The following is a 19,784-nucleotide window of genomic DNA, read 5'->3' as shown; positions in this document are numbered from 1 at the left end:
ATACCGTGTTTCGGCATGTCACCGCGTCGGCGTTTTCAACCTACCAGCAGTTTTAGGTTATTCGCCAACTAGGGCCAGCTTAAGCGCCTGCGACCTGTTCTTTTACACGTTTGCGCAGGTCTTCAGTATTAGGTCCAGCGGAGAGAATTGAACGGGAAACATTCGGAAAAACAAGATGACTGTCTGCGCCAGCAATGCGTGCAACATCATCCATCGTTGCACCTTGCGCCCCCACACCGGGCATGAGCACCGGCGCATTGAGGTGATCCAACCGTGGTGGGTTCTTCACCGTTGCCCCCACGACAACACCGACGTGACCAACGTGACCGTTATCAGCTTGGTTGTATTGCGCACACTCATCAATCATGTGCTGGGCAACCGTATCACCAGTGGTGCCCAGGAGCTGCTCCTGGAAGGCTTCTGCTTCCGGGTTGGAATTAGCCGCCATGATGAAGACACCGCGCCTGTTCTCCCCTGCCAGCTCAATAGCGGGAGCCAACGACCTCACCCCGAGGTACGGGGTGAGAGTCACAGCATCGCAGCACAGCGGGGATTCATCACCAAGCCAAGCTGCCGCATAGCCAGCCATAGTGGATCCGATATCTCCCCGCTTAGCGTCGGCAACGATGAGGGTTCCACTACTCTTTGCCGCAGCGATGACCTCCTCCAGGACAGCGAAGCCCTGAGAACCATACCGCTCGAAGAAAGCTACCTGTGGCTTGATCAGGGCAACGTGTCCAGCGAACGCTTCCACACAACGCAGGGAGAATTCACGCAAACCTTTAGCGTCATTGCTTAGCCCCCACGCAGCGAGAAGCTGCTCATGCGGGTCAATACCAACACACAAGCGGCCGTAGTCTGCTCCTGCGGCGACAAGCCGGGCACCAAAACCGGCACCTGTATCCACCGGGCTCTCCTTCTGGCTCATCTACTCCCCTGCCTGAACGTTATGCTCAAGTTCTTGGAGGCTGGTCACTGTGATCTCATTCGCGCGGAGGGATTCGATGCCCTGGACCGCTGCGGTGACGCCCTGCACCGTCGTCATGATCGGCACGTTGGAAACCACTGCCGCGGCGCGGATGTCATAGCCATCGTGGCGTGCACCCGCGGAGCCAGCTGGGGTGTTGAGCACTAGATCAACCTCGCCGTCCAGGATGCGGTCGACGATGGACGTACCTTCAGCACCGGCGCGGACAGCGGAGGCCTTCAAAGCAACCTCACACTCAATGCCGTTGCGCCGCAGCGTCTGGGCAGTGCCCTCCGTAGCCAAGACCTTGAAGCCCATGGTGGACAGACGCTGAATTGGGAAGATCAGCGTGCGCTTGTCGCGGTTAGCCAGGGACACGAAGACGGTGCCTTCGGTGGGAAGCTCGCCAAACGCTGCTGCCTCGGCCTTGGTAAAGGCAACGCCGAAGGATGGTGCCAAGCCCATGACCTCACCGGTGGACTTCATCTCCGGTCCGAGGATGGTGTCCAGCACCGCACCATCTGGACGACGGAAGCGGGTGAATGGTAGGACCGCTTCCTTAACCGCGATCGGGTGCTCGAGGGGTAGGGAGCCACCATCATAAGTCGATGGAATGATGCCCTCTTCACGCAGCTCCGCGATGGTTGCGCCAAGCATGATGCGGGCAGCAGCCTTGGCCAAGTGGACACCCGTGGCCTTGGACACGAACGGCACGGTGCGGGACGCACGCGGGTTGGCCTCAATGACGTAGAGGATGTCGTCCTTGAGCGCGAACTGCACGTTCATTAGCCCCTTCACGCCAATACCGTGGGCCAGTGCCTCGGCGGAGCGGCGGACCTTGTCAATATCGTCCGGGCCCAGCGTCATCGGTGGCAGTGCACATGCAGAGTCACCGGAGTGAATACCGGCTTCCTCAATGTGTTCCATCACGCCACCGAGGTAGACCTCGGTGCCATCGCACAGCACATCCACGTCAATCTCAATGGCGTTGTCCAGGAAACGGTCCACCAGCACCGGATGGTCCGGGGACAGTTCGGTTGCGCGGTTGATGTAGTCGCGCAGGTTCTCCTCGTCGTAGACGATCTCCATGCCGCGGCCACCAAGCACGTAGGACGGACGGACCAGCACCGGGTAGCCGATGCGATTGGCCACCTCACGCGCACCTTCGAAGGAGGTGGCGGTACCGTAAGCCGGTGCCGGAAGGTTTGCGGCCTCCAGGACCTTGCCAAATTCACCGCGATCCTCAGCCAAATCGATGGCTTCTGGCGTAGTGCCCACGACGGGCACGCCCGCGTCCGCAAGCTTCTGTGCAAGACCAAGCGGGGTCTGTCCACCAAGCTGCACAATCACGCCAGCGACGGTGCCGGTGGCAGCTTCAGCGCGGTAGATCTCCATGACGTCTTCAAAGGTCAGTGGCTCGAAGTACAGCCGATCAGCAGTGTCGTAGTCCGTGGACACGGTCTCCGGGTTGCAGTTGACCATCACCGTCTCGTACCCAACGCGGGACAGCTCGAGTGCCGCGTGAACACAGGAATAGTCAAACTCAATACCTTGACCAATACGGTTCGGGCCGGAGCCCAGAATGATTACCTTTGCGCGCTCGCTTTCCTTTTCTTCCTGCGCGGAGCTTGCGACGCGCACTTCGGTTTCTGCATTCGGGTCATACTCATACGCCGAGTAGTGGTACGGGGTCTGTGCCTCGAACTCGCCAGCGCAGGTATCCACGGTCTTGTACACCGGGTGAATACCCAGCGACCAGCGCAGGGAACGCACACCGTCTTCGCCAGCGAGTTCAGGACGCAGTGCCGCAATCTGCGCGTCGGAAAGCCCGAAGACCTTAGCCTCGCGGAGAAGGTCAGCATCAAGCACTGGGGCGCTAATAAGCTGCTCCCTGAAATCAATCAGCGCTTCGAGCTCGGCGAGGAACCACGGGTCGATACCGCTTGCCTCGTAGACCTGCTCGATCGTGGCGCCCAGGCGCAAAGCGAGCTCAACATCGTAGAGGCGCTTGTCCGTGGGAACCTTGAGGTCCTCGAGCACAGCGTTGACATCCGTTGCGCGCTCGCCAGCGAAGTACTCGTCAGGTTTGGTCCAGAAACCGTTCGGCTTGTCTTCCATGGAGCGCATGACCTTGTTCAGGCCCTGGATGTAGTTGCGGCCAATGCCCATGGCCTCACCCACTGCCTTCATGGAGGTGCCCAGGGTCTCGTCGGAGCCCGGGAACTTTTCAAAGGCGAAGCGCGGCATCTTCACAATCACGTAGTCCAGCGTCGGCTCGAAAGCAGCCGGGGTGACACCGGTGATGTCGTTCGTGATCTCGTCGAGGGTGTAGCCAATGGCCAGCTTCGAGGCGATCTTGGCGATTGGGAAGCCCGTCGCCTTCGACGCGAGCGCGGAAGAGCGCGATACGCGCGGGTTCATCTCAATGGTGATGATGCGGCCGTCAACGGGATTGACGGCGAACTGGATGTTGCAGCCACCGGTGTCTACACCGACTTCACGGATGATGGCAATGCCTTGGTCGCGCATTGTCTGGAATTCGCGGTCCGTCAAGGTGAGAGCCGGTGCAACGGTGACGGAATCGCCCGTATGCACACCGAGTGCATCGACGTTCTCAATGGAGGCGATGACTACGACGTTATCGTCGCCGTCACGCATGAGCTCCAGCTCGAATTCCTTCCAGCCGAGGATGGATTCCTCGATCAGCACATTCGCTTCCGGGCTGGCCTCAAGGCCATCGCCGGCGATGCGCTCAAGGTCCTCCATGGTGAAAGCCAGGCCCGAGCCAAGGCCACCCATGGTGAAAGACGGGCGGACGACGACAGGCAGACCGAGTTCCGCCACCGTGTCCTTGACTTCGTCCATGTTGAAGCACACGCGGGAGCGAGCGGATTCTCCGCCGATCTTGGCCACGATGTCCTTGAACTTCTGGCGGTCCTCACCTCGCTCAATCGCGTCAATATTCGCACCGATAAGTTCGACATTGTGCTTTGCCAGGATGCCTTGACGGTCAAGCTGGATCGCAGCGTTGAGTGCGGTCTGTCCACCGAGGGTGGCCAGGATTGCGTCAACCGGGTGGCCCTGCTCCGCCTCGCGGGCAAGGATCCGATCGATGTATTCCGGCTCGATCGGCTCCACATAGGTGTGGTCAGCGAACTCCGGGTCGGTCATGATCGTTGCCGGGTTGGAGTTGATCAGGGTGACGCGCAGTCCTTCTTCTTTGAGCACGCGGCATGCCTGGGTACCCGAGTAGTCGAACTCGCAGGCCTGGCCGATGACAATCGGGCCCGAGCCGATGACCAGGACGTGGTTGATTTCTTCGCGTTTCATGGTTTTCCTTCCTGGTTAGTTCTGCTCGGATGCGTTCTTGGCGGCCTTGTGGTCGTCCATGAGCGCCACAAACTGGTCGAAGAGCGGGTTCGCGTCGTGCGGGCCTGCCGCGGATTCCGGGTGGTACTGGACGGAGTAGGCCTTGCCGGATTGCAGGGCGACGCCCTCAACAACGCCGTCGTTAAGGCACGTGTGCGTGACCAGTGCCGGGCCGAAGTCCGTGTCGAAGGTCTTGCCGTTTTTGACGTCCTGGGCGGTGAATCCCTCCGGAAGCGTGACCGCGAAGCCGTGGTTCTGGGAGGTGATGTCGATCTTGCCGGTCACGTGGTTCTTCACCGGAATATTCACACCGCGGTGGCCGAACTTGAGCTTGTAGGTGTCCAGTCCGAGTGCGCGGCCAAGGATCTGGTTACCAAAGCAGATGCCAAAAAGCGGGGTGCCGCTGGCGATCACGTCACGGGTGACCGCAACCATGTCATCGGCAGTCTTCGGGTCGCCCGGGCCGTTAGAGATGAACACGCCATCCGGGTTGTGCTTCGCAATCTCAGCAAAGGAAGTGCCCGCCGGGACCACGATGGTCTCAATTCCGCGCTGCGCGAAGTGGCGCGGCGTAGCGGACTTGATGCCCATGTCGTACGCGACGACGGTGTACTTCTTCTCTCCCTCAGCCTCAATCACGTACGGCTCGGTAGTGGAGACTTCCGCAGAAAGATCCGCGCCCGACATCGCGGGTTGCTCTTTCACGCGCGCAACAAGCTTATCGACGTTCCCCTGTGCGTCCTCCCCCACAAAAATCCCCGCGGCGATGGAGCCGTAGTTGCGCAGGTGGCGGACCAAGGAGCGGGTATCCACGCCATGGATACCAACGATGCCCTGGGAAATCATCTCATCTTCGAGGCTGCGCTTCGCGCGCCAGTTGGACACGCGTTTAGCCAGGTCACGGATTACCAGGCCGGCAACCCAAATGCGGTTGTCGTGGGACTCATTGTCTTCATCGTTCCAGCCGGTGTTGCCGATCTGCGGAGCTGCAGCGACGACGATTTGGCGGTGGTAGGACGGGTCCGTCATCGTTTCCTGGTAGCCGGTCATGGCGGTGGTGAAGACTGCTTCACCGAAAATAGGTTCGACGGTCTCCGCCCCGAAGGCAAAGCCTGGGAATGTCGTGCCGTCGGCTAGGACCAGCACGGCGGGAATGTGGTCGGTGCTCATGTGTGTTTCCTTTTTCTTCTCGTTCTATTCTCGCGTTGATGGACAGCGCCGGCGCTCGGATGACGGCGCTTGTGCTGGTCAGTTCTTTTGGTTGTCCGTTGCCTCGTAGGTTTGCTTACCGCGCAGCCAAGTTGCAGTGACGCGTGTGTTGAATTCAGAGCCCTCGTACGGGGTGTTCTTCGACTTGGATGCCATCTCTTCGCCGCGTGCGGTCCATGGCGCTTGCGTATCGACGAGGGTGAGGTTGGCCGGCTCGCCGACAGCAATCGGTCGGCCGTGGTCCGACAGACGCAGGATCTCTGCCGGGCGCTCGCTCATGACCTTGGCCACGAAGCGCCAGTCCGCCAGTCCGGATTCGACGAAGATGTGGGCGATGATGGCCAGGGAGGTTTCCAGGCCGATCATGCCGGGCTTGGCGTTTTCAAATTCGACGCATTTGTCTTCGGAACCGTGCGGTGCGTGATCGGTGGCCACGACGTCAATCGTGCCGTCCAGAAGCGCGTCGCGCAGCGCAAACGTGTCCTTGTTCTCACGCAGCGGTGGGTTGACGCGGTAGACACCGTCGTAGGTTTCCAGCTTCTCGTCGGTAAGCAGCAAGTGGTGCGGGGTGACCTCGGCGGTGACGTCAATCCCCTGCTCCTTTGCCCACCGCAGGAGGGATACGGTGCCCTCGGTGGAGGCGTGGCAGAGGTGGTAGCGCCCGCCGTAGTCACGGGTCATAATCAGGTCGCGTGCAACGATGGATTCTTCTGCCACACGTGGCCAACCGCGCAGCCCCAGGCGGGCAGCGTTTTCACCTTCGTGGGCACACGAGCCTTCAGTCATGCGGTGGTCCTCAGCATGCTGTGCCAGCACGACGTCATAGGCCTTGGCGTACTCGATAGCGCGGCGCATCAGCTGCGGGTCATTGACGCATCGGCCATCATCGGAGAACATCCGCACGTGCCCGCGGGACATCAGACCGATCTCGGTGAGTGTTTCCCCGCCGAGTCCCTTGCTGATAGAGCCCACCGGGTACACATCGCACTTGCCGTAGGCCTGACCTTTTTCCCACACGGCATCGGCGAGGAAAGGCTGATCAATAACGGGCTGAGTGTTCGCCATGGTGAACACGGCGGTGAAACCACCAGCAGCCGCGGCATCAGAGCCCGTCGCAATGGTCTCCGTGTCCTCGCGGCCCGGCTCGCGCAGGTGCACGTGCACATCCACGAGGCCCGGGAGCAGCACCTTGCCACCACAATCCACGACCTCAGCTGCATCTGTGAACGGCGCATCACCGATGGAGTCGATGACACCCGCGTCCACGTCGATGAGAATGTTCGTTTCGTCTTCGCCGTAGGGGCGGACGTTATTCAAAGCGAGTGTTGCCACTGCCCTACTCCTTTCCTTCCAGCGCATCGTCCCCGCTGGCTAGCAGAGTGAACAGCGCCGCCATGCGGGTGTACACACCATTAGTCACCTGATCCAGGACCACGGTGTTATCGCGGTCGGCCACATTGAAGTTGATTTCCATGCCGCGCAGCATCGGTCCCGGGTGCATGATCAGGGTGTCGTTGCCGAGCGCGTCCGCACGGTCTTGGGAAAGCCCATACAAGGTGGCGTATTCACGGTGGGATGGGAAGAAACCACCATTCATACGCTCTGCCTGCACGCGCAGCATCATCACCACTGCGGGGGTGTCCGCGGAGGCGAGCTCCACGTCGAAGTCATAGGCCACGCGGCACGGCCAGTTCTGCACACCAGTGGGCAGCAAAGTCGGCGGCGCAACGAGCACAACCTCTGCGCCGAGCGTGGACAAAAGGTCCACGTTGGAGCGTGCTACACGGGAGTGCAAGATGTCACCGACGATGAGGACTTTCTTTCCTGCTACATCGCCAATGTGTTGGCGCATCGTCACGGCATCAAGCAGTGCCTGCGTCGGGTGCTGGTGCGAGCCATCACCGGCGTTAACAATTGCGGCGCCCGGCACCCATTCACGCAGCAGGTTCGGTGCGCCGGAAGATGGGTGGCGCATGATGATCGCATCTGCACCCACAGCCTTCAGGGTCGCTGCCGTGTCCTTGAGCGACTCGCCTTTTTTCACACTGGAGTTGGACGCAGACACGTTGATCACATCCGCGCTCATCCACTTACCTGCCGTCTCGAAGGAGGAGCGGGTGCGGGTGGAGTTTTCGTAGAACAGCGTGAAAATGGTGCGCCCGCGCAGGGTGGGTAGCTTCTTCATCTCGCGGCCCTCCAGGGCTTCGCGGAAGCGATCAGCCTCATCCATCAGCCCGATGATCTCCTCACGGCTCAAGTCCGCGATGCTGATCAGGTGCTTCATTCTTCCTCACCCTCTTTCATGAGGAGGACTGCATCTTCACCGTCGATAGGCGTGAGCGTCACAGTGACATCCTCACTGAGTGCGGTGGGAATGTTCTTGCCCACGTAGTCTGCGCGAATGGGCACGGCACGGTGGCCACGGTCCACGAGGACGGCGAGCTGAATGATGTTGGGGCGGCCGATATCACTCAAAGAATCAAGTGCGGCACGGATAGTGCGGCCCGAAAACAGCACATCATCAACCAACACGATGGTTGCGCCATTAATATCTCCTGGAATGTCCGTGGGCGCCAATGCACGGTGTGGGCGGCGGCGCAGATCATCGCGGTACAGGGTGACATCCAGGCTTCCAACAGGGACGTTCACCCCCGCAAATTCCTCAATCGCCGCGCCTATGCGCTGGGCCAAGGGCACTCCCCCAGATGGGATGCCCAACAGAATCACCGTTGGAGCACCAGGTGCATCGAGCGCTGTTTTCTCGATAATTTGGTGCGCGATGCGTGCGATCGTACGCGAGACGTCACTAGCGTCAAGCAACTTCGTGGCACTCATCGAACCTCCTTCCCCGCCTCTCTGTGCGGAATTTAAAGGATGCTTCTTTTTAGCGCCTGCCAATGCTTGGTAGACATTCGCAACATTAGCACTATTTGCCCGGCAGAAGCACCACTTGATGCGAGCCCACCAGCATGGAGCCAAGACAGGTAACCTTAGGTGCCATGACCACCAATGAGAACCCCACTCCGGAGCTCACAGCGGATGATCGGGTCCGCGAGGTCACTCTCGCTGACATCGCCGCCGTGCTTGAGGGTGAGGGCTTGGAGTACCGCCTGGAAGAACCCGTTGTTCGAACAGGCTTTATCAACGCCGCGATGGTGTTCACCTTCGACGATGGCAAGCTCATCTTCGAGTCTGTGTGGCGTGGAGAGTTCGCACCGGAGGATGTGTCCTCGCTGTTGTACGCCACGAATGAGTACAACCAGACGCATTTCACGCCGACTCTGCGTTTCTTCCAGAGTGAGGAAAACACCCTAGCCATCACCGGTATCCGGTCGCTTGATGTGAGCCGTGGCTTATCGACGAATCAGCTGGGCACCTTCATCATCACCTCAATCAATGCGACGCTGCAGGCTTTCAACTTCTTGGCTGAATCTTTCCCAACTGCCGTGACGTGGGAGGAGAACTAAAGTGACTACCGCGAATTCGACCCCCAACTTGGTCACCATTGAACGCATTGTTGACGCTTTCTCCCAGTCTGGTGTCAGTATCACCGCTGATCCCACCGGGCGCGTGGCGCAAGGCACCCACGACAAGCTGGAGCTTCTCGTTGTCTTGCTCGACTCCGTATTCATCGTCCGCGCCGATTCCTCCACGGACACCGCCGCCGACTCCCCTGACGCGAACTACTACCTCGCTGCCAATGAGGTGAACTCCACCCTCATCGGTGCGCGCGCCATCGTGGGCAACAAGTCGGAGAACCTCGTCATCCGCACCGAAGCCGAAGTTTCCGTGGCCGCCGGCATGACCGACGAGCAACTTGGTTCCGCTTCCGTCCGCGCCGTCAAGGCGGTTGTCGACGCCCACAATGCGATGGTCGCCCTCTCCGAGCAAATCAGCCAAGCCCAAGCCGAGCTTGCCGACGACGCTGACGGCACTGCTAACACCCCTTGAACAGGAGCCCCACCATGACCACCCCGTACGGCAACGCTTACCCGCCCCAGGAACCGCAGGACAACCAGCCCTACGGCACCCCTTACCACCAGCAACAACCCTATGACATCCAGCAACCCTACAGCCAGCCCAACCCGTACCAAGCGATGGACAAAAACGATTCCTCCACTGGCGGGATTCTGTCCACCATCGTCACTGCTTTCACGCTGGGGCTCCCTTTGCTCATCCTGATTGGTGTTCTCATCACACTGGTTGTCGGTGCAGTCGTGGTTTTGTTTGTGGCGTGATCTGAACAGATAATGGGTCCGGCTGGTTTCAACCAGTCGGACCCATTAACTTTGTGGCGCTTTGAGTGCAGTGAGTCTACTGCTTCCGCGACCTAAGCATCAGTAGTGTTCCGCCGCCAATCGCGGCCAGTGCCAATGCCACCAGTCCCATGACAGCAGCACCAGTCCGTGCGAGCTCCTTCTTAGGACCGCTCGGCTGCTCCGGCGTTGGGCCAGGAGTTGGAGTTTCCGATGTACCCGGCGTCGAGGTTCCCGACGGACCTGGCGTTGGGGTTCCCGATGTACCCGGCGTTGGCGTCGGGGTACCGGAGGGACCTGGCGTCGGGGTTGGTGTCGGAGCCGGGGTTGGCGTCGGCGTCGGGGTTAGTGTCGGAGTCGGGGTTGGTGTCGGGTTTGGCTCTGGTTTACGGGTGTTCGTCACCATGACCTGGTAGTCGCCGTCGACATTCTTCACCTCGACCTTGGAGGTGAATCCCTCAATCTCGTCTTCGTGCACCGTATAGGTGACGGGTTCCTCATCCACTGCAGCTGGCAGTTTTGCAAACGTGTGCTTCCACTTGTTGTCAGCATTGAGTTCAACCTTGTCACCCACAGGGGTGCTTTCTTCACCCTGCTTGCGGATGAGCTGAACCTTGACGGACTTCGGAGTGTCCTTCAGGTCCGCACCCTTGGCATCCTTCCACACCTTCTCAACATTGACGTCGACCGGTGTACGGACAGTGAACTGGGCAGAGGTGCGCATACGCAGCTTCGTGTTTTCAGCGCGGCCAACGGCCTTATTCACTACGATGTCGCCAGATTTAGCGCTATGCAGTTCCGTCTTAATGGTGATCTTCTGTGTATCGCCATAAGCCAAAGGCGCGTTGGTGATCACGCGAACGGCAGTAGCATTTTCCTTCACACCCTCCGTCCAGATGCTGGACGGCTGGCCTGTCGCACCATTGACTTCGGCATTCGGATCCTCGTCAATCTTCGCTGGATCAACAGTAGTGCTGTAGATCTTCGCACCTTCTGGACCTTCGACGTTTGTGACCTTGAGCTTGCCCTCAAACTTCGAGCCCTGAGCATCGCCGTTGGCAGGAAGCACGTCAATAACATCCGTCAGATTCGACTTCGTTGGATCCTTTGAGGTGAGTTCAATCGTCCACTCATTAGAAGCCACTCCATTCGGGGCGGTTTCAATAACGGATTCAGCCACATTCTTCTTCAGTGACGTGTAGCCGGCACGCGGGACTGTCACCTTCGCCTGCGCCTTACGGGTCTGGCCCTGGCTCGTTGCAGTAACCTCATTCGTCAGAACATCACCGGGCTTTGCATCCTTCGGCATCGTGGCCTTGTAGTTGATAATGCCCGGGTTGCCCTCCTCAAGGACGCGCAAGTTCGGCGCAACGTCTTCCTTTGTCCAGGTAAGCACCTGCTCACCCTTGTCGTTCGTTGACACTTCGGGTTCAACGTCAGCACTGCCAGCGATGTACTCCATCCCCTTCGGCAACGTGTCCTTAATCACCACCTGATCATTAGGCATATTGGCAATCTCAGATTCCAGGCCATAGCGGATAGTGAAATCAGCTTCCTCGCCCGGGCCGTACTCCGGTTGCGCTGCGTCCTTCGCTACAACAGGCAGGGAACCCACCACACGCAAAAGGTCGCGGCCAGGACCCGTGTACGGGTAACGCACACCGTCAGTTACCACACCAGGGCTCGCGAACGAAGGCGTGATCTCCTCTTTAGCATCATCTTTATCGGTGAAGCGGTGGAAATAACGCTTAGCGTTGAAGTCCATTTTCCATTCAGTGTGGTCTTCCTCCAGCACCGACGTAAACGCCCAAACATCATCCCCAGGCTTCGCATCATCGTGGATCCGCTGCTCGATGACTAGATAGAAGAAAGACTTAGGCAGCTTGGACAAGTGGACCTTGTCGTGTGGCACACGCACCTTCACGGCCTTGACCGTAGACAGATCAGCCGGCTTGGTGTAACTCCAGCCATCCTTTTCGTCCTTGCCTTCATCAAACGGCGTTTCCTTCGTTCCGCACTTAAACAGGTTCGGATCCTCTACCTCACCCGTGTAGTACAGAATCTTCAGATCCTCGATGTTCTCGCCGTAGTAGACATTTGGTTTCGCTTGTGGGTCAGCCACCACGCGGGCATCAACGAAGTCAACGCGCTTCGTATCCAGGGTGTTGCAGATCCAGGTGTCCGCAAAACCGCCCGGTTGGTTAGCCGAGTTCACAACACGGCGTGGGCCAATACCCGACACCGACATAACGGTGGCGCCGGCTGGTGCGCGGGAGGTATCGGACCAACCAATACCTGGGTACGCCTTTGGCCACTGTGAAGCAACCACCCATGCACCGGTCCAATTACCACGAACCAAGGGCGCCTTGTTCTCATTATTGGAAGGATCGTCTTGAGCAGTCGAGCCGTCCTCAGCGGTGTACGTCGGAGCAGACGCCTTCAGGTGAATATTGGTGTCCTCATTCTTGTTTGGCCCGGAGGTGACATACGGCACCTTCACGCGCAGTTCACCAGCAGCAATAACTTCACGTGGATGCTTTGGTTGAACCTGTGGCAGAAGCACGCCGTTTGAATCCAGATCAGCGCGCTTAGACGTGTAATCCAGATCAGACAGCGTCAAACGGAACGTGTTCTTCTTGCCTTTCACGGCTGTGAACTCACACGTAGGGAACTTCGTGGTTTGATTCTCCGGCTTCCCAGGAGCCGAGAATGGGTATCCCGGCTGCACACGATCGATTGGTGCGCAGGCGACATCCTGAAGCGTGACCTCTTCGTCCTTCACGCCGTTGATCGTGATGTCATAGCTGACGCTCTCGGGCCCCTTTGCTGCGCCTTTTGCATGCGCCAGCGAGAAGGGGAAGTTCATGAACTGGAAGGTGTCCGGTTCACCAGTCAGGGAGGTTGCTGCACCGCCATCAAACTTGGCGTCCATGAGGAAAGGAGCAATCACGGGAATCTCAGGCAGCTCAGCTTCGAGGCCGCGGAAGGTTGCCTTGGCTGACACCTTGGACTTGCCCGGCCCATCAACCTTGACACCAGAAAGCAGCATCTGCGCGGTACCCTCATCGCGCTCTCCAATGTCACAAGTCAGGGTGCGCTTGTCCTCTGACAACTTGGAAGCACCCTTGTCCCCACTCAAGCACTGACTGGGGATCTCACCGAAATGAGCATTCTCAACGGTCACCGTGAGCAAGTTGTCATTGGTCGGCTTATTGCCTGGTGCCGGTGCTGAATCATTAATATCCATCCACCACACCATCGACAGAACATCAAGTCCGGAGATCACCTCCCTCGGCTGCTGCTTCCACTCACCAATGAGCTCATAAGCCTTGGTTCCAAAACCAGCTGCCGCCCCATTAGAGTCTGCGACGCTAGCTGGCTCGTCGGTCGTGGCGTCCTCTTCTGCAGGCGTGTCCGCAACCGTTGCGGCATCCCGACCAGCAGTCTCCGTGTTGGCGCCATCAGTTTCAGTCGCGTAAACCGATTGCGGTGCAAGCACCATGAACACTGCGAGAAGCATGGCGAAGAGCACTAAAACTTTGCTTTGCAGCCCGCGTCCAAATGTTTTCAACCCTGTCACTTCAAAACCTTCACTAAATCTGAATCCCGAACTCAGCTCAATGCCAGACAAACTTTAGCTCTAAACATACTCGTTATGTCGGAAATCTCGACTTTTAGGCACTTTTACCCAAGTGACAGCGAAAAACCTCGCCTAACTTTTTAGTTCGTGGCTAAGTGCTTCGAGTTCAGCACCGCCGGACATTTCCCGAGTGAGCTCGTCCAGAGTGACCTCATCACGGGCGGCGTCGAGTTCCTGTCGGCCGAGTTTCAAAATCATGAAGTGGTCTCCCACCAGGTAGGCATGGTGCGGATTGTGGGTTACCAAGACGACGGCGACACCGCGGTCCCGTGCCGCAGCAATGAACTTCAGCACCACGCCGGACTGCTTCACACCGAGTGCTGCTGTCGGCTCATCGAGAACGATCACCCGGGCACCGAAGTACACGGCCCGGGCAATGGCAACGACCTGGCGTTGACCGCCGGACAGGTTCCCGGCTTCAACATTGACATCCGGAATGTCAATGCCCATCTCCAGGAGCTGTTCGGAGCAGATGCGTTTCATCTCATCCTGCTTCAGCTTGCCGAATGGGCCGGTGAGCTCCTGGCCTAAGAAGAAGTTTCGCCACACGCTCAGTTCATCAACAATGGCCAGATTTTGGTACACCGTCGCAATACCGGCATCCAGGGCATCGCGGGGGGATGTGAAGGTGACCGGTGAGCCGTCGATAAGCAATTGCCCACTCGTTGGGGCGTGCAAACCCGCAAGGATTTTGATGAGCGTTGACTTGCCCGCACCATTGTCGCCGAGCACACAGGTGACTTCGCCCGCGTTGACGCTGAGATCGACACCGCGCAATGCGTCGAAGGTGCCGTACGACTTGGTGATGTCGCGCAATTCAATGATGGACATGGCCTACCGCCCCTTCGTGATGTTGGCGAATGAGGTGTTGGTGAGCACCGCGAACAGGAGCATCGCGCCGAGGAAGAACTTGAACCAGTCCGGATTCCATCCCGCGTAGACGATGCCCTGGTTGGTCATGCCGAAGATGAGCGCGCCGATCATCGTGCCGATCGCCGTGCCGCGGCCGCCCTTCATCGCACACCCGCCGATGACGGCGGCGATGATGTACAGGAATTCATTGCCCACGCCCTGGCCTGCCTGGATCGAATCGAAGGCAAAGAGCGTGTGCATGCCCACGAACCATGCGGCGAAGCCGACCGTCATGAACAACACGATCTTGACCAGGCGAACGGGGACACCGACAGCACGCGCGGCATCCTCGTCACCGCCGACAGCGGTGATCCAGTTACCGAACTTCGTGCGGAAAAGAACAAACGACGCAATCGCGACAAACAGCAACCACCAGATCACCGTGACGCTGATACGCACATTGCCAATGTGGAAGCTGCCAGCGAAGAAGGTGCGCGCAGAGGCGAAGCCCTCCATATCGGCGATTGATGGCGTGGCCACCTGACCGGTGACCAGCTTGGTTACAGCGAGGTTAAGGCCCTGCAACATGAGGAACGCGGCGAGGGTGATGAGGAAGCTATCAATGCCGGTGCGGGTGACCAAAATGCCGTTAAGCGCACCGATGGCCAGTGCGATGACAAGTGCGAGGCCCGCGCCCACCCACGAGTTCAAATGCAGGTTGTAATTAAGCATCGACGCCGCTAGTGCCGCGGTGGTCACTGCGACACCGGAGGACAAATCAAACGCCCCACCGATCATGAGCAAACCCACGGCGAGAGCCACGATGCCGAGCGTGGAACTGGCATACAGAATCGTGGCCATCGCCTCAAACGAACGGAACGCCGGGGCGACCGCCAGGAAGAGGCTCAAGATGACCAGAAAGCCGAGCAGGCTGGCCAGCTCCGGGCGCCTGATCAGTTTGGCGAGGCCGGTGTGGGTACGTAGCCGATCGTCCGAGTTACTCTCAGTCGATTCGTCTGTGATTGTCTGGCTCATCGAAGGCCTGCCTTGGCGGCCTCAGCAATCTTCTCCACATTGTCTTTGTCCACGAAGCTCGGGCCCGTGTACACCGGCTGGCCACCACCGAAGGTGCCACCGTTGCGCTTAGCCACCCACAGCGAATCCACCGCGAGGTAGCCCTGCAGGTACGGCTGCTGATCCACGGCCCACGCCACGCGACCATCCGCGATGGCGTCCACCAGCTCAGCGTTCGTATCAAACGTAACCACCTGCGCCTTGGAACCAGACTGCTTCACAGCCTCCGTCGCGCGCATTGCCACTGGGGCCTGCAACGCGAAGACAGTGTCGAAGGACTTGTCCTGGGCCAACTTGGAGTTAATCGTCGACTGGACCGAGGTCAGGTCTTGGCCGTTGACGTAGAGGATCTCAACCTCGCCACCGAGGCCCTCTTTCACACCAGCACAGCGTGCCTCCTGGGAGGAGTTGCCTTGCTCATGGATGACGCAGAGCACCTTGGACTTGCCTTCTTCCTTCAGGCGCTCACCCGCTGCCGTGCCAGCCACCGTTTCGTCCTGGCCGAAAAAGCCGGTGATCCCGTACTTGTCATACTCCTTCATGCCAGAGTTCAATCCCACAACCGGGATGCCTGCCTCCGTAGCAAGCTGGGCTGCTGGGCCAATAGCCTCCGCGTTCGGCAGCGTTACCGCGATGCCGTCAACGTTCGAGTCCACTGCGGAACGCACCAGGTTCGCCTGGTTCGGTGCCTGCGGATCAGAGGAGTAACGCAGCTCAATATTGTCCTTCTTCGCCGCATCCTCTGCACCTTTGCGCACGAGATCCCAGTACGTGTCGCCCGGGGCACCGTGGGTAACCATGGCCACGACGTAGCGCGGGGTCTCTACCCCACCGCCACCGGTGCCGCTGGCCTCACCGTCACGCTGAGCGCCACCCGTGGAAGAGCAACTCGCCATAGTAAGACTCACCGCAGCCGTCAGTGCCGCGACTTTGTACAGCTTAGAGAAACTTTTCATTCACCCAGTGTGCCCCGTCACAGCGGAAAACCCGGCATCCCAATCGTTCTTTACCGATTAAGTAGCCGGGCTTTGGGTCTTAGTTGAGGTCGGACAATCCTGGCCCCACTGGCTGCTTGTCCAACAGCTGTGTCAGCTCAGTCATGGCTTCCTTCATGTCCTCAACATCCTGGTCGTCGCCTTTCGAATGACGGAACATGTACGTGGTTGCCGCAGCGTTACCGAAACTCGTTGAGCAGAAGAACTGGCGCAGGTCTGCCTCCGGGTGCTTGGCGCACGCGAAGTAGCGGTCCCCCACCGTGAAATCGAATTCATCCCACGGCAGCACTGCCTCCCCGTCACGCTCTTGCTGCTCTTGGTAGCTTTCCATGTGCAGCTTTCGCTCGTCTTGGGCCGCCTTCTTCGGGTCACTCGGGCATGGATCCTGCCCCAGGCCTTCGTCGTAGTACGAAACACCAACGGAGAATTGCTCAGGGCCGTTTTGATAATAGTGATTCCACCCCTCATCCATCACCGTGCTGTAGTCCGGGTCATACGGCAAACCCACGAGCTCATCCGGCATCTCGTCCAGGAGTGCCTTGATGCTCACCTCGGTGGTGCAGGCACCGGGATCCGCTTGGTCTTGGGTATCGCTTGTGTCAGCATCGCTTCGCGCGGCGCTGTTCTGTGTGGTGTTTTGTTCTCCTTCGCCTTGTTCATCGCTCCCCGAACAGCCAGCCACCATCAGCGCCGTTGCGGCTAGTACCATCGCAATTGCTTTAGCCTTGCGCATTCGCTCCACTTTCCTCGCAATGTCTCGTCGTCTCAGTCGTGCCAGGTGCCGGAAAAATCGTGTTCCCGCAAGGCTACACGCGGTGCTCCTTTGCGGCCGGGGTTTTCATGCTCGTCGGCCTGCCACTATAAGTGACACTGTTGCTTTCTTTTTGTTCCCCTAAACAGATTTAATCACCTTAAAAAGGGGGGGGGGAGCAACAAGGCATGTCCTCGTCCGATTGGGCGCTCGCGATTGACTTCGGCACCTCGAACACCGCCACAGCACACACAAATCCTTTTCACGGTGGCATCGAACCCGTCAACCTTTCCAACGACCAACGTTCCCGGCCATCTTCGGTCTACGTTGACTCCCCTGACCAGATTTCTACCGGCCTCTAAGCGACTCATCGGCCAAGACATCGTGTCCATCAATAGCTACGAGATCGAGACCGCGGACATTGTCTCCGCTGTGTACCACGACGCGGACGCCGGTATCTGGTGGGACTAGTGGCCAGTAGCGGTGGCTAGGACTCCGCTAGACGCTTGAGCTCAACCTCGGGATCGAAGTCAGGCTTGGGCCATTCCAGGTTGAGATCGCGCAGGGCTTGGACGAAGAGGGTCTTCACCACTGTGCGGCAGTAGTCCTTGTTGTCAGAAGGGATGCAGTACCAGGGGGCAACATCGGTGGATGTGCGCTTGAGTGCGATCTCGTATGCTTCTTGGAATTCGTCCCAGAGCCGACGATCATCAATATCTCCCGGGTTGTACTTCCAGTGCTTATCCGGGCGCTCAATGCGCTTGCGCAGGTTCTCCCCTTGAAATTCCTTGGAGATGTGCGGCATGACTTTGATGATCTTCGTGCCGTTGGCAGCTGCCTTCGCCTCAAAGTCAACGATGGCACCGTAGCGCCGCTCAATCTCCTCCGGTGGCGCCATCTGTTTCACGCGTTGGACTAAGACGTCCTCGTAGTGGGAACGGTCAAACACGCTAATCATGCCTGGCTTGGGCAAATGCGGTTCAATGCGCCAGAGGAAGTCATGTTTGAGTTCTTCCTCCGTTGGCTTGCCAAAGGCCTTGATGTGCACGCCTTGAGGGTCCATGGTCTCACCCACAACGTGACGGATGATGCCGCCCTTGCCGGCGGTATCCATTCCCTGCAGGACAAGGAGAATGGAACCGGCGTTCTCATTGCCCGCACGCCCATTGGCGTACAAGCATTCCTGGAGTTCATCGAGCTCATCGTCGAATTCATCAAAAGCATCATCGACGTTGTCTTCACTCACACCCGGCGTTGACGCTGGGTCGACGTCCGCGAGCACAAAGTCCTCGCCAACGCGGAGTGTTTCTGCTTCTTTAATGGAAACCTTGGCCACGATGAGTCTCCCTCCTACTCCTGCTCTTGTGCAGCTTCTTGGTCGGTGTCAAAACCCGGTTCTAGTTCAGCGCTCGCTTCTGAATCAATGGCCTCCTCGGTAGATGCTGCCTCTGCGTCTTCCTCGGTGAAGCCGATGAGGCCCGTCTCCCCGGTGATGATATCGGGAGCCTCGACGGAGTGCGCCTGGATGATGTCGTCGAGCACGGCATGGATGTACGGCGAGGCTGTGTCGCCGGCGTATTCCACGGACATCTCCATCGCGTTGGAGATCACGATGGATGGCGCCACATCGGGGTTGTAGAGAATCTCCCACGCTGCGACACGCAAGATGGCGCGGTCGACGGCAGGAAGGCGGTTAAGTTCCCAGTCCTCAGACAGGAAGCGAGCAATCGCTTCATCGATCTCATCGAGGCTCTCCGCAGCACCTGAGATGATCTCACGGGTGTACTCAGCAACGGGGGCCACGGCATTAGCGGGGTCTTCGGCCAGCGCGATGCGGTCCTCGACGATTGCCACCGGATCCACATCGCGGGTCTCAGCTTCGAAGAGGATGTCTACAGCGCGGCGGCGTGCGCGATAACGCGCACCATGACGTTTGTAATCAGACATGTTTTAGAAAAACAGAAAAGTTGGGAGAAGCGGGCCCAGCTCGAGCCCGCTTCAATGGAAGTAACTAGGACAAATGCCTAGTTGTTCACGCGAGACAGGTACTCACCGGTGCGGGTGTCCACCTTGACCACATTGCCGGTCTCCAGGAACAGCGGCACCTGGATCTCCGCGCCGGTCTCCAGTTTGGCCGGCTTGGTGCCACCGGTGGAGCGGTCACCCTGCAGACCCGGATCGGTGTGCTCAATCTTTAGGTCCACGGAGATCGGCAGCTCAGCAAACAAAGCCTCACCCTCGTGGAAAGAAACCTGCACGTGCATGTTTTCCAAGAGGAAGCGAGCAGCATCACCGAACTTGTCCTCCGGCAGCTCGTACTGCTCGTAGGTCTTGTCGTCCATGACCACGTAGTTCTGGCCATCGTTGTACAGGTAAGTCATGTCGCGACGGTCCACCGTTGCGGTTTCCACCTTGACGCCTGCGTTCCAGGTCTTGTCCACGGTCTTGCCGGAGACGACGTCCTTCAGCTTCGTACGCACGAAAGCGGGTCCCTTACCCGGCTTGACGTGTTGGAACTCGATGATCTGCTGGAGCTTGCCGTCAACCTTGAGCACAAGGCCGTTCTTGAAATCAGCGGTGGTTGCCACGAAATAATCTCCCTTGAAGTGGATCTGGCTTTGTTAAAAACAAGCCCATGCTACACCACTGATCAGCACATGCTTCAGGCAGC

At 58.7% G+C, this 19,784-nt stretch carries 18 protein-coding genes; 4 read left to right on the top strand and 14 right to left on the bottom strand.

Annotation, left to right across the window (positions count from 1 at the left end):
* Positions 1–79: 79 nt before the first annotated feature.
* From pyrF to pyrR, 6 genes are all read right to left on the bottom strand, one after another.
* Complete coding sequence (pyrF, locus tag HMPREF2129_RS04145) at positions 80–928, bottom strand: orotidine-5'-phosphate decarboxylase (protein WP_052092715.1); 849 nt, start codon at positions 926–928, stop codon at positions 80–82.
* On the bottom strand, positions 929–4,297 hold the full coding sequence (gene carB, locus HMPREF2129_RS04140; protein WP_034663548.1) for a carbamoyl-phosphate synthase large subunit: 3,369 nt from the start codon (positions 4,295–4,297) through the stop codon (positions 929–931).
* Positions 4,298–4,312: 15 nt separating this feature from the next.
* Positions 4,313–5,506, bottom strand: coding sequence for a glutamine-hydrolyzing carbamoyl-phosphate synthase small subunit (gene carA, locus HMPREF2129_RS04135; RefSeq protein WP_034663546.1), 1,194 nt, complete (start codon positions 5,504–5,506; stop codon positions 4,313–4,315).
* A gap of 78 nt (positions 5,507–5,584) precedes the next feature.
* The gene (locus HMPREF2129_RS04130) at positions 5,585–6,904 is read right to left on the bottom strand and encodes a dihydroorotase (protein ID WP_034663544.1); all 1,320 of its coding nucleotides are present in this window, start codon (positions 6,902–6,904) and stop codon (positions 5,585–5,587) included.
* Positions 6,882–7,829, bottom strand: coding sequence for an aspartate carbamoyltransferase catalytic subunit (locus tag HMPREF2129_RS04125; RefSeq protein WP_034663540.1), 948 nt, complete (start codon positions 7,827–7,829; stop codon positions 6,882–6,884). Before HMPREF2129_RS04125 ends, HMPREF2129_RS04130 begins: the two co-directional genes overlap by 23 nt.
* Positions 7,826–8,380, bottom strand: a complete 555-nt coding sequence (gene pyrR / locus HMPREF2129_RS04120) for a bifunctional pyr operon transcriptional regulator/uracil phosphoribosyltransferase PyrR (protein ID WP_034663539.1) — start codon at positions 8,378–8,380, stop codon at positions 7,826–7,828. Before pyrR ends, HMPREF2129_RS04125 begins: the two co-directional genes overlap by 4 nt.
* Positions 8,381–8,544: 164 nt before the next feature.
* On the opposite strand from pyrR, the gene HMPREF2129_RS04115 reads away from it, so the two are divergent.
* Genes HMPREF2129_RS04115 through HMPREF2129_RS04105 form a run of 3 tightly spaced genes read left to right on the top strand, consistent with a single transcriptional unit; the run spans position 8,545 to position 9,783 of the window.
* Positions 8,545–9,012, top strand: a complete 468-nt coding sequence (locus tag HMPREF2129_RS04115) for a YbjN domain-containing protein (protein ID WP_034663537.1) — start codon at positions 8,545–8,547, stop codon at positions 9,010–9,012.
* Between the two features lies 1 nt (position 9,013).
* The gene (locus tag HMPREF2129_RS04110; RefSeq protein ID WP_034663535.1) at positions 9,014–9,496 is read left to right on the top strand and encodes a YbjN domain-containing protein; all 483 of its coding nucleotides are present in this window, start codon (positions 9,014–9,016) and stop codon (positions 9,494–9,496) included.
* Positions 9,497–9,510: 14 nt separating this feature from the next.
* The gene (locus HMPREF2129_RS04105) at positions 9,511–9,783 is read left to right on the top strand and encodes a hypothetical protein (protein WP_034663532.1); all 273 of its coding nucleotides are present in this window, start codon (positions 9,511–9,513) and stop codon (positions 9,781–9,783) included.
* A 76-nt stretch (positions 9,784–9,859) separates the two neighbouring features.
* On the opposite strand, the gene HMPREF2129_RS10585 is transcribed toward HMPREF2129_RS04105, so the two are convergent.
* The 5 genes from HMPREF2129_RS10585 to HMPREF2129_RS04080 all read right to left on the bottom strand — a co-directional run bounded on the left by HMPREF2129_RS10585 (position 9,860) and on the right by HMPREF2129_RS04080 (position 17,095).
* Complete coding sequence (locus HMPREF2129_RS10585; protein WP_198021520.1) at positions 9,860–13,321, bottom strand: Cna B-type domain-containing protein; 3,462 nt, start codon at positions 13,319–13,321, stop codon at positions 9,860–9,862.
* Positions 13,322–13,513: 192 nt separating this feature from the next.
* Positions 13,514–14,272, bottom strand: coding sequence for an ATP-binding cassette domain-containing protein (locus tag HMPREF2129_RS04095; protein WP_034663529.1), 759 nt, complete (start codon positions 14,270–14,272; stop codon positions 13,514–13,516).
* A 3-nt stretch (positions 14,273–14,275) separates the two neighbouring features.
* Complete coding sequence (locus tag HMPREF2129_RS04090; protein ID WP_034663527.1) at positions 14,276–15,328, bottom strand: ABC transporter permease; 1,053 nt, start codon at positions 15,326–15,328, stop codon at positions 14,276–14,278.
* The gene (locus HMPREF2129_RS04085; protein WP_034663526.1) at positions 15,325–16,323 is read right to left on the bottom strand and encodes a substrate-binding domain-containing protein; all 999 of its coding nucleotides are present in this window, start codon (positions 16,321–16,323) and stop codon (positions 15,325–15,327) included. Before HMPREF2129_RS04085 ends, HMPREF2129_RS04090 begins: the two co-directional genes overlap by 4 nt.
* A 79-nt stretch (positions 16,324–16,402) precedes the next feature.
* On the bottom strand, positions 16,403–17,095 hold the full coding sequence (locus HMPREF2129_RS04080) for a hypothetical protein (protein WP_034663524.1): 693 nt from the start codon (positions 17,093–17,095) through the stop codon (positions 16,403–16,405).
* A 206-nt stretch (positions 17,096–17,301) separates the two neighbouring features.
* On the opposite strand from HMPREF2129_RS04080, the gene HMPREF2129_RS10985 reads away from it, so the two are divergent.
* Positions 17,302–17,475, top strand: a complete 174-nt coding sequence (locus HMPREF2129_RS10985; protein WP_156959237.1) for a hypothetical protein — start codon at positions 17,302–17,304, stop codon at positions 17,473–17,475.
* A 125-nt stretch (positions 17,476–17,600) separates the two neighbouring features.
* On the opposite strand, the gene HMPREF2129_RS04075 is transcribed toward HMPREF2129_RS10985, so the two are convergent.
* The 3 genes from HMPREF2129_RS04075 to efp form a co-directional block, all read right to left on the bottom strand.
* Entirely contained in the window at positions 17,601–18,449 is an 849-nt protein-coding gene (locus tag HMPREF2129_RS04075) for a PPK2 family polyphosphate kinase (protein WP_034663523.1), read from the bottom strand.
* Between the two features lie 14 nt (positions 18,450–18,463).
* Positions 18,464–19,060, bottom strand: coding sequence for a transcription antitermination factor NusB (nusB, locus tag HMPREF2129_RS04070; protein ID WP_034663521.1), 597 nt, complete (start codon positions 19,058–19,060; stop codon positions 18,464–18,466).
* Between the two features lie 77 nt (positions 19,061–19,137).
* A complete protein-coding gene (efp, locus tag HMPREF2129_RS04065) occupies positions 19,138–19,701 on the bottom strand; it encodes an elongation factor P (RefSeq protein WP_034663518.1) in 564 nt (187 codons plus the stop codon).
* Positions 19,702–19,784: the final 83 nt, after the last annotated feature.

Origin of the sequence: Corynebacterium tuscaniense DNF00037 (genome assembly GCF_000759055.1) — a bacterium.
Classification (GTDB): domain Bacteria; phylum Actinomycetota; class Actinomycetes; order Mycobacteriales; family Mycobacteriaceae; genus Corynebacterium; species Corynebacterium tuscaniense.
This window is presented reverse-complemented; position numbering and strand designations above follow the sequence as displayed.